This window comes from Formosa sediminum (genome assembly GCF_007197735.1).
Taxonomy (GTDB): domain Bacteria; phylum Bacteroidota; class Bacteroidia; order Flavobacteriales; family Flavobacteriaceae; genus Formosa; species Formosa sediminum.
Genome location: NZ_CP041637.1, coordinates 3381120 through 3392477, shown reverse-complemented (window position 1 = coordinate 3392477; position 11358 = coordinate 3381120). Strand labels below are relative to the sequence as shown.

Below are 11358 nucleotides of genomic sequence, written 5' to 3'. Positions count from 1 at the left end.
ACTAACACCAATAAACCTATGCAAAACAAAACAGAAGCAATTGCACCAAAACCCCAAACCAATCATATCGCCATAGCTATAATTGCGGGCTTATTTTTCATTTTTGGTTTTGTAACCTGGATTAATGGCGCCTTAATTCCATTTATGAAAACGATAAACGAGCTCACCGATGCGCAATCTTATTTAGTGGCATCAGCCTCATATATTTCATTTGTAGTTATGGCACTTCCAGCTTCCTATATAATAAATAAAGTAGGGTATAAAAAGGGGATGTCATTAGGGTTATTTGTTATGGCTTTTGGAGCTTTAATCTTTATACCCGCAGCCGAAGCCCGTACCTATTGGGTGTTTTTAACAGGTATTTTTATACAAGGTTTAGGGATGACACTCTTACAAACGGCTTCTAATCCTTACATTACTATTTTAGGACCTATAGAAAGTGCAGCCAAGCGTATAGCCATAATGGGAATCGCCAATAAAGTGGCAGGCGCATTAGGCTCTTTAATTTTTGGTGCCTTGTTATTATCTGGTATAGATGGCGTAAAAGATAAACTGGCATTCGTCTCGGAAGCAGAAAAAGAAACATTATTAAATACTATGGCCGATAGTGTTGTTACTCCATATATAGTCATGGCTATTGTGTTATTGGTTTTAGGGTTTTTAATACGAAAAGCACCGCTTCCAAATTTAGAAGAGCCAGAAACACCAGAAGAAACTTCTGCAACAACGGCAGCAAAAACGAGTGTATTTCAGTATCCACATCTATGGTTAGGAGTACTAACCTTGTTTTTTTATGTAGGCGCAGAAGTTATTGCAGGAGATACAATAATATCTTATGGGATTTCACTAGGGTTTTCTTCAGAGGAAGCGAAATTCTTCACTACCTTCACACTCTTGGCTATGGTATTAACCTATGGTTTAGGCGTTGTTTTAATTCCAAAATATTTAAAGCAGCATAAGGCATTAGTTATAAGTGCCATTTTAGGAATCGTATTTAGCTGTTGCATTATATTAACCTCAGGACTAACCTCAGTACTATTTGTGGCAGCCTTAGGTATTTCAAATGCCTTGGTTTGGCCCGCCGTTTGGCCTCTAACCTTAGATGGCTTAGGGAAGTTTACAAAAACGGCATCAGCCTTATTGGTTATGGCTATTTCAGGAGGCGCAGTGATTCCGCCATTATATGGAAAACTGGTTGATCTGAATAACGTATCATTACTATCAGAAGGCTTATCAGAGTCAGAGGCAATCGCACAAGCCGCCACCAGTAGTTATTGGATTTTAATCCCCTGTTATGCATTCATCTTATTTTTTGCAATATGGGGACATAAGTTTAAAAGTTGGAGACGATAAACATATAGAGATCATGTATAATTGGGGAATATTAGGATGCGGAAACGTCACAGAACTAAAAAGTGGACCAGCCTATAAAAAGGTTGACGGCTTTGCTTTAAAAGCTGTTATGCGTAGAGATTTGGATAAAGCAGCAGACTATGCAAAGAGGCACGGTGTACCTAAATTTTATGATGATGCTGAGGCTTTAATTAACGATCCAGAACTCGATGCTATTTATATTGCAACCCCACCAGATTCTCATACAGAATACGCCTTAAAAGTGGCCCAAGCCGGTAAGATATGTTGTATAGAAAAGCCTATGGCACCAAGTTTTGAAGATTGCGTTAGTATCTATAATGCTTTTAAAACCAAAGATATTCCCTTGTTTGTAGCATATTACAGACGTTCATTACCAAGGTTTGAACAGGTTAAAACTTGGTTGTCGGAACACCGAATAGGATTAGTTAGACACATACATTGGCATTTTAGTAAGCCAGCCAATAGTATAGATAAATCTGGAGATTATAATTGGCGTACCGATTCAAAAATAGCCTATGGCGGTTATTTTGATGATTTAGCCTCTCATGGGATAGATTTATTTATTCATTTATTAGGAGATATCACAGCAGCCCATGGTATTGCTGTTAATCAGCAAGGCTTATATACGGCTATGGATGCTGTTACCGGGAATTGGTTACATAAAACAGGAGTTACAGGAACAGGGAGTTGGAATTTTGGATCGGAAAAGCGAGAAGATCGCGTTCAGATATACGGAACCCAAGGAAAGATTAGTTTTTCGGTATTTAATGAGGCCCCAATAGAAATAGAAACAGCCTCTAAACAAGAAACATTAAGTATTGCTCATCCAGAACACATACAGTTACATCATGTTCAAAATATGTATAAGCATTTAAATACAACCATTACACATCCCTCAACAGGTTTAACAGCTATGCATACAAGCTGGGTGTTAGATCGTATTCTAGGAAAAATTAAATAAAACACAAAAAATAAAAGATTATGCTAAAAAGTAGTATAGACAAAGCGACAGGATTTGAAAAGCGCTTCGAGAACATCGGGACAGTTGTTTATGAAGATTCAATTTCTGGGTCTAAAGCTGTAGCTAAGGAAATCGCCGAATTAATCCAAGTAAAAGCCTCACAGAAACAGCCTTGTATATTAGGATTAGCCACAGGCTCTTCACCCAAAGGCTTATATGCAGAATTGGTACGTTTACACAAAGAAGAAGGCTTAAGTTTTAAGAATGTAATTTCTTTTAACTTGGATGAATACTATCCTATGGAGCCAGACTCTGTAAACAGTTATGTACGATTTATGAACGAGTTACTGTTTAATCATGTCGATATTTTACCAGAAAACTGTCACATTCCAGATGGAACATTAGACAAAGAAGAGATTGCAGATTATTGCGATGCTTACGAGTCAAAAATAGAAGCTTTAGGCGGAATAGATTTACAAATATTGGGAATTGGAGGAAACGGCCATATTGGTTTTAACGAATCGGGATCACTACAAAACTCAAAAACGCGATTAGTCGCCTTAGACCACATTACCAGAGTTGCAGCCAGCAGCGATTTTTTAGGATTAAACAACACCCCAAGAACAGCCATTACATTAGGTGTTAAAAAGATTATGGAAGCCCAACGCGTCATATTAATGGCTTGGGGCGAAGGGAAATCTAACATTATAAAACAATCTGTAGAAGGTCAAGTAACTAACTTGGTACCAGCTTCTTTTTTACAAGAGCACGATAATGTAACCTTTGTATTAGACAAAGAATCGTCTTCCAAACTAACACGAGTAAACACACCTTGGTTGGTAGAAAAAATAGAATGGACGGATAAGTTAGTAAGAAAGGCTGTATTAGGTTTAGCATTACATTTAAAGAAACCGATTTTAATGTTAACCGATGCCGATTATATAGAAAACGGAATGAGCGATTTATTAGCCGATTCTGGACCAGCCTACGATATAAACATCAAGATTTTTAACAGGTTGCAAAACACCATAACCGGATGGCCTGGAGGAAAACCTAATGCCGATGATTCTAAACGCCCCGAACGCGCAGAGCCAGCTAAGAAACGGGTACTAATATTTAGTCCACATCCAGATGACGATGTAATCAGTATGGGAGGGACCTTTAAACGATTACAAGAACAAGGCCACGAGGTGCATATTGGGTATCAAACCTCAGGAAACATAGCAGTATCGGACGATGAAGCCTTACGATTTGCAGGTTTTGTATGCGATTACAATGCTAAATTTGGCATAGAAAGTACAGAAGCAGAAAACATTTATAAAAAAGCCATAGCGTTTTTAGAGAATAAAAAAGGGAGTGAGATAGACATTCCGGAAGTACGCTATATAAAAGGATTAATACGAAAAGGAGAAGCGCATGCCGCAGCAAAATTTATAGGCTTACCAGATGCTCACATCCATTTTATGGAAATGCCATTCTATGAAACAGGAGCCATAGAAAAGAAACCTTTAGGCGAGGACGATATAGAGATAACGATGGCTTTAATCGATAAGATAAAGCCACATCAAATTTATGCAGCGGGCGATTTAGCCGATCCACATGGGACCCATAAAGTGTGTTTAGACGCCATATTTACAGCCGTAAAAGCCCTAAAACCAAAAAAGTATATGAAAGACTGTTGGGTTTGGTTATACCGAGGGGCATGGCAAGAGTGGAATGTAGATGAGATAGAGATGGCAGTACCTATGAGTCCAGACCAAGTGTTAGAAAAGCGCCATGGAATATTTAAGCATCAATCGCAAAAGGATGGTGTGGTGTTTCAGGGGTCAGACAGCAGAGAATTCTGGCAACGTGCAGAAGATAGAAACCGAGAAACTGCAGAGATTTATCATCAATTAGGTTTAGCACATTACGCAGCTATGGAAGCCTTTGTGAGATGGCATTTTTAGAGATTATTAGGGTACTTAAACTATTTATGTACCCTTTTTTTAAACGCATCTAAAAGTTTAAAATTTATAAAAAATATGGCTTGTTATGAATAAATGTCTTGATAGCCAACAGCCTGAAATTGTTCTACTATGGGAAACATCAATACCTAATGCTATTTTAAATGTTGAATATAAAGAAGAACCAATTTATAAAAATAAATTATTAGTAAGTACTTCTAAGGTTTCAATTCCAACTTTAAGTGTCTATAGACCTAAAGATAAAAAAGGTAATGGTACAGCTATAATTATTTTTCCAGGTGGTGGTTATAAACGTATTTCAATGTATGAAGAAGGTGAAAAAGTAGGAAAGTGGTTAAGTAGTATAGGTATTACAGCATTTGTTTTAAAATATAGGTTACCATCTGATGTTATTATGGAGAATAAATCTTTAGGACCATTACAAGATGCACAAGAAAGTGTAAGATATGTTAGAGAACATGCTCAGGATTATAAATTAAATACAAATAAAATTGGAGTATTAGGTTTTTCTGCAGGAGGACATTTAGCATCAACCTTAGTTACGCATTATAAAGATATAGTATATAAATCAACTAAAACGAGTGCTAAACCTGATTTTTTAATCTTAATATATCCAGTAATATCAATGGAGAACACCATTACACATAAAGGGACTAGAACTAGATTATTAGGTGAATTACCTTTAAAAGAATCTGTTGATTTTTTTTCAAGTGAAATGCATATTAATTCAAATAGTATAAAATCTTTTATAGTTCATGCATCAGATGATTTATCTGTACCAGTCGAAAATAGTATTAAATATTATTTGGCTTTAAAGAAAAATAATATTCCTGCAGAATTACATCTATTTGAAAAAGGAGGTCATGGTTTTGGCTTAAGGAATAAGGAGACTAATTTATACTGGGAAACAGATTGTATTAATTGGCTAAAACAACATTGTTTATTGTAATTTTTTTAGACTTAAAAGCTCTTTTTATGGATTAAGAATGAATATTTAATTTTTTTTTCAAAAATGTGCTCGAGAACAATATAATATTAACTTTTTAAAACCATCATTATGATTAAAACCAAAATTTATTATTTAGCCGTATTATTCTTTTTGAATTTTACCTTTGTCTCACATATAAACGGACAAGATGCAAAAATTTGGAAAAAATACGTAGGAGAAATTAATAATTCAGAAATTCCTATTTTACCAAATTATGGATATGCTGGATATAAGTTAGGAGAAAAACCTATCCCTGATAGTAATGCCAAAATATTCAATGTAACAGATTATGGAGCTATTGCTAATGATGAATATTCAGACGTAGATGCAATTAAGGCAGCAATAACTGAAGCAGAAAATGCAGGTGGTGGAGTTGTGTTCTTTCCGGAAGGCGAATTTATTGTAAACGAAACTTCAGGTAACGATCAGTCTATAAATATTTCAGGATCTCATATAGTATTAAGAGGAAGTGGTTCTGGTGTTGGAGGAACTATAATTAATATGAAAAAAGTCATGGCTCAAGAAGCTGGAATGGTTGGTGTCTCTCAATGTAATCCAATGTTTAATTTTATTGCTCCAGAAGTTGAAGCACCTCACACAAACTTAATTGCTGATAGTGATAAAGGAACTAATTTTATAACAGTTGATAATGCAAGTGTATTTGATGGATTTAAATATATTAGGATGTATATGGCTCCAAATACAGATGCGAATACGTTATATTTAGATGGAAAAACAGAAATTAATTCTATATGGACAAATATTCATGATACAGGTGTTGAAGCAAAGGAATTTCATGAAATAGATTATATTTCTGGCAATAAAGTATATTTAAAAGATGAGTTTATAGACGATATTGAATCTACGCATGGTTGGACGGTTAAGGGCTGGAATATGATAGAAGAATCTGGTTTTGAAGACATTCATTTTAAAGCAAATTTTAAAGGGCCATATGTGCACCTTCAAAATTACCAAGGAGACTCTGGTTGGAGAGCTACAAGATTTACTAATGCAGCACATTGTTGGGTTAGACGTTCACGATTTACAAATGTATCTTATATCGCGTCTACAGTAGATTCTTATGCGATTTCTATAATTCAAATATTATTAGATGGTGTTAGAGGACATAGTACAGTAGATCTAGCAAAAGCATCTAGATCTTTAGCAGGTCTAATCTGGGATAACACTAACACGGGTCAATATCATGGAGTAAATATGTCTGGTTACACTACAGGTTCTGTGGCATGGAGAGTAGAGTCTACAAATGGAAGAGGTATAGATTTTCATGGTAGTTTTCCTAGGTCGAATCTGTTTGATGTGTATGAAGAATATGATCTTGTAGGAAATGGTGGGGCTACCGAAAATTTACCCAATCATTTAGGCGGATTAACATTATGGAATTTAAAACGAGTAGGGCCGTTAACCGTGTCAGATTATAATTTTTGGTGGTTTTGTAATTATTGTGCAGCTGTAGTCGCAAACCCTATAATTGTAGGAATGCACGGAACAGAAACAACTTTTAATCAAGAAAGTTTAAAATATGAAGAGAGTAATGGCACCAAAATTTCTCCAGAATCTTTATATGAAGCACAAATTGAACACCGTTTGGGAACAAAACCAGCATGGATTGATGCTGCTATTTCTGAATTTGAAGCGTTAAAGGATGAGTGGTATTTACCTGCAAATAATTATACAGAAACCATAAATAATTTAGATTTAAATACTTGGGGAACGGTTTCTTATATTGGAGACAATGGGTTTAATTGGAATGTTAATGCCAAAGGTGTTAACGGATATATAGATGATACTAAAGAAATATATTTTCAGAAAGGTGTTACAGGGATAACTTCTAGTCCTATTAGAGGTGGAATAAATTCATTTTCTGTAGAATGTTTAAATTTGTGGGATTTAGCAGAAGAACGCAAAGTAGAATTATTAATTAACGGAGAAGTTGTGGGTTCAACTGTTCATAAAGGTGATGATATTTACACTTTTACTGTTGAGAATATTGGAGTCACTGATGATTTTGTTTTGGCTATTAGAAATGCAAGTGTGCCAGATGAAGGCGAAGAATACAGAAGCCTAGCTATTGCATTCGATAATATTTCATGGTCACGTTCAAATACACTTTCTGTATCAGAAAGTGAAAATAATAATGTAAAAATATATCCTAATCCTTCTAATTTGGGCTATTTTACTATTAAACTTACAGAACCTCAAACAGCTGTAATTTATAATTTAAATGGACGTGAAATTATAAAAGAAAACACATTAAATCCAGGGGATAACCATATTGATATATCTAAATACAGTTCGGGTATATATATATTATCTTTAGATAATGGAGATGGAGTAATTAATAATTTTAAATTGATAAAGAGGTAAAATAGCATTACGATTATCAAAATCGATATGATATTATAAAATTTAAAAAATGGGATTTCTATTAAGAATTTCCCATTTTTTATCAAAGCCTAATTGTAACTTAAAGATTTCCCTTTTCTTAGCGGGTAAGTTTTTCGCAGTCTTAATTGAAGTATTTAATACTCAAATCTCTTCGTGTTAACAAAATGTGTAAGTGAATACTAAATAAACCAAATTAAATATAAAACTGAGATGTGTGTTTAATATCTTTTAAAACAAACGTACTATTTAGGACTCCAATATTTTCAATTTTAGAAAGTTTATATTTCACAAAATTATGGTAATCTTCTAAACCTTTGGTATTTATTTTCAAAATAAAATCTACTTCACCAGCCATGTGATAGCATTCTTGAACTTCTTCTAGACTTTGAATTTGTTCTTCAAATTTTTCAATAAAAGCTTCGTTATGGTAGCGCATCGATACTTGGCAAATAGTAGTTACAGGTCTGTCTATAAGTTTTTTATCTAAAATAGCTACATATTTTTTTATAAACCCCTGTTTTTCTAATCTACGAATACGTTCATAAACAGGCGAAGCGGTAAGATTTAAAGTTTTAGCTATTTCTTTTGCTGTTTTTTTAGAATCATTTTGTAAAATTCTTAAAATAGTTTTATCGATTGTGTCTAATTGTTCCATTTGTTAAAATAAAAATTACTGTAAGACTAAATATTTAAAGCGTTAAAAGTAAAAATAATTTAATTTAATTAATTTTAAAGTAATTATTACTTAAATTTTAATATTGTTTCTTTAAAAATATCATAAATCATAGTTTTGTTAGTGTAATATACTTTGGTGTTAAACATGTAATTATGAAAACAGTAGTTTTAGTTATAGGTGCAAATGGTCAATTAGGTTCAGTCCTCGTGAAAGCTTTACAGGATAAGTTTGGACAAAATCAGGTTATTGCTTCAGATCTATTTAAAAAAGACGATTTTGATGGGATTTTTGAAGTTATAGATGCACTTAATTTTGATAGAATTCAAGACGTAGTACAGGAATATAGAGTAACTCAAATTTACCATTTAGCAGCAATTTTATCGGCTAAAGGCGAAGAAAACCCTTTGCAAACATGGGATATAAATACGAAAACCATGTTTAATGTTTTTGAAGTCTCAAGACTAAACCATATTGAAAAAGTATTTTTTCCTAGTTCTATAGCTGTATTTGGTGCAGGAGCAACACAAGATTTGACACCCAATAACGCTTATTTAGATCCTGCTACGGTATATGGGATTAGTAAAGCCTCTGGAGAAAATTGGGGGCAATATTATTATTTAAGATATGGTTTAGACGTGCGATCTATTCGTTATCCGGGGGTTATAGGTTACCAATCTTTACCGGGTGGAGGCACTACAGATTATGCCGTAGATATATTTCATAAGGCTGTTTTAGGAGAACCTTTTAATTGTTTTTTAAATAAAAATACAACGCTGCCAATGATTTATATGGATGATGTGATTCGTGCAACTTTAGAGTTAATGGACGCTCCTAAAGCACAGATAAAAACAAGAACATCTTATAATTTAGCAGGATTGAGTTTCTCGCCTTTAGAAATAACAGAAGAAATTTTAAAAATTTATCCAAATTTCAAAATAAAATATACTCCAGATTTTAGACAAAATATAGCAGATAAATGGCCAAAATCAATAGACGATTCTGCAGCTAGAGCAGAATGGGGTTGGCAACCTAAATTTGATTTACCGGCGATGACTAAAATCATGATTAAAGCATTACAATCATATTATAGTAAATTAGAAGTATAAAAATATCTAAAAAGTAAAAACATATGTATTCAAATTTAAAATTAGCTTTACAGGCAGAAATTCAAACCTTAAAAGAAGAGGGTTTGTATAAAAACGAACGTGTAATTACAACGCCACAACGTGCAGAAATTTCAACTACAAAAGTAAATGATGTTATTAATTTTTGTGCAAATAATTATTTAGGTTTATCCTCACATCCAGAGGTTTTAGAGGCAAGTAAAAACACAATCGATACTCACGGTTTTGGTATGTCTTCTGTACGTTTTATTTGTGGTACGCAAGATATTCATAAAACACTAGAGCAAAAAACAGCTGCATTTTTAGGCATGGAAGATTGTATATTATATGCCGCTGCTTTTGATGCTAATGGTGGAATTTTTGAGCCGCTTCTAACAGCAGAAGATGCTATAATTTCAGATGCTTTAAATCACGCTTCAATTATTGATGGTATTCGTTTATGTAAAGCTAAACGTTTTAGATATGCACATAATAATATGGCTGATTTAGAAAAGCAATTGCAAGATGCAGAGGGCTCTAGACGAAAATTAATTGTAACAGATGGTTCGTTTTCTATGGATGGAACTATTGCACAATTAGACAAAATTTGTGATCTGGCAGAGAAGTATGATGCTTTAGTTATGATAGACGAATGTCACTCTACTGGGTTTTTAGGTAAAACGGGTCGTGGAACTCATGAATATCATAATGTTATAGATCGAATAGATATTATTACAGGAACTTATGGTAAGGCTTTAGGAGGTGCTTCTGGTGGTTTTACAGCAGCCCGAAAAGAAATTGTAGATATCCTAAGACAAAAGTCTAGACCTTATTTATTCTCTAATACCGTAGCGCCTTCTATAGTTGGTGCTTCTATTAAAGTGTTAGATATTTTGAGTTCTTCTACACACTTGCGAGATAAGTTAGAAGAAAATACTAAGTATTTTAGAACTCAAATGACAACTGCAGGATTTAATATTATTCCAGGAGATCATCCTATAGTACCTGTAATGTTAGAAGAAGCGCCTCTAGCTCAAGAATTTGCAGCTAAACTTTTAGATGAGGGTATTTACGTAATTGGTTTCTTTTATCCCGTAGTACCTAAGGGCAAAGCCAGAATTAGAGTACAATTATCTGCAGGTCATGAGCGTAAGCATTTAGATAAAGCGATTAATGCTTTTATAAAAGTAGGTAAATCTTTAAATGTTATTTCTTAAGTTAACTTTAATAAAAAATGCTTTTAAAAAACGATAGTTCAAATACTTATATGTTTTACTCAAATTTAATTTTAATTTAAATTCCGTTAAAATGTTTAAATTTGAAACTTAGTATCATTTAAAATCTATTGTATATGAAAAAAGTCATTTTATTTTTTGCCATAAGTGTAGTGCTAAATTCTTGTAAAAATGAATCCAAACAGGCAGCTGTAGTTATTGAAGAAACTGTACCCGAAGTAATATATGCTGGTTTTGGTAAAAATATTCATCAAGACAATGCTTTAACACCAGAGCATATGATAGCGCAATATAAAAACCTAAAAATAGGAGATACTATAGATACAAAAATGAAAGGAACCATACGTGATGTATGCTCAAAAAAAGGATGTTGGATGACTTTAGATATTGGAGGAGATAATCAAGTTATGGTGAAATTTAAAGATTATGGTTTTTTTATGCCTTTAGATGCAGAAGGAGATGTTATAGTTAATGGTAAAGCATATATAACAGAAACTTCTGTAGACGAATTAAGACACTACGCAGAAGATGCTGGTAAATCTTCAGAAGATATTGCTATGATAACAACACCTAAATTAGAATATCATTTCGAAGCAGATGGCGTATTGTTAGAACGAATCAATTAAATATGTAAGTTCAAGCTGTTTT

Annotated in this window: 9 protein-coding genes; 8 read left to right on the top strand and 1 reads right to left on the bottom strand. The window is 33.5% G+C overall.

Features of this window, described 5'->3' with window-relative positions:
• Positions 1–18 precede the first annotated feature (18 nt).
• From FNB79_RS14905 to FNB79_RS14885, 5 genes are all read left to right on the top strand, one after another.
• Positions 19–1353: a sugar MFS transporter gene (locus FNB79_RS14905; RefSeq protein WP_143382115.1), complete on the top strand. Its 1335-nt coding sequence runs from the start codon at positions 19–21 to the stop codon at positions 1351–1353.
• A gap of 13 nt (positions 1354–1366) precedes the next feature.
• Positions 1367–2335, top strand: a complete 969-nt coding sequence (locus tag FNB79_RS14900; protein ID WP_143382645.1) for a Gfo/Idh/MocA family protein — start codon at positions 1367–1369, stop codon at positions 2333–2335.
• A 20-nt stretch (positions 2336–2355) separates the two neighbouring features.
• Positions 2356–4284: a glucosamine-6-phosphate deaminase gene (gene nagB / locus FNB79_RS14895; protein ID WP_143382114.1), complete on the top strand. Its 1929-nt coding sequence runs from the start codon at positions 2356–2358 to the stop codon at positions 4282–4284.
• Positions 4285–4369: 85 nt separating this feature from the next.
• On the top strand, positions 4370–5251 hold the full coding sequence (locus FNB79_RS14890) for an alpha/beta hydrolase (RefSeq protein WP_143382113.1): 882 nt from the start codon (positions 4370–4372) through the stop codon (positions 5249–5251).
• A 108-nt stretch (positions 5252–5359) separates the two neighbouring features.
• Positions 5360–7675, top strand: a complete 2316-nt coding sequence (locus FNB79_RS14885; RefSeq protein WP_143382112.1) for a DUF4955 domain-containing protein — start codon at positions 5360–5362, stop codon at positions 7673–7675.
• Between the two features lie 214 nt (positions 7676–7889).
• On the opposite strand, the gene FNB79_RS14880 is transcribed toward FNB79_RS14885, so the two are convergent.
• Positions 7890–8351 (bottom strand): Lrp/AsnC family transcriptional regulator, encoded by a 462-nt coding sequence (locus FNB79_RS14880; RefSeq protein WP_143382111.1) that lies wholly within the window; start codon positions 8349–8351, stop codon positions 7890–7892.
• A gap of 173 nt (positions 8352–8524) precedes the next feature.
• Here FNB79_RS14880 and FNB79_RS14875 point away from each other — a divergent pair, with 173 nt between their 5' ends.
• The 3 genes from FNB79_RS14875 (at position 8525) to FNB79_RS14865 (ending at position 11336) form a co-directional block, all read left to right on the top strand.
• A complete protein-coding gene (locus FNB79_RS14875) occupies positions 8525–9478 on the top strand; it encodes an NAD-dependent epimerase/dehydratase family protein (RefSeq protein WP_143382110.1) in 954 nt (317 codons plus the stop codon).
• Between the two features lie 23 nt (positions 9479–9501).
• Entirely contained in the window at positions 9502–10692 is a 1191-nt protein-coding gene (gene kbl, locus FNB79_RS14870; RefSeq protein WP_143382109.1) for a glycine C-acetyltransferase, read from the top strand.
• A 134-nt stretch (positions 10693–10826) separates the two neighbouring features.
• The gene (locus tag FNB79_RS14865; RefSeq protein ID WP_143382108.1) at positions 10827–11336 is read left to right on the top strand and encodes a DUF4920 domain-containing protein; all 510 of its coding nucleotides are present in this window, start codon (positions 10827–10829) and stop codon (positions 11334–11336) included.
• Positions 11337–11358: the final 22 nt, after the last annotated feature.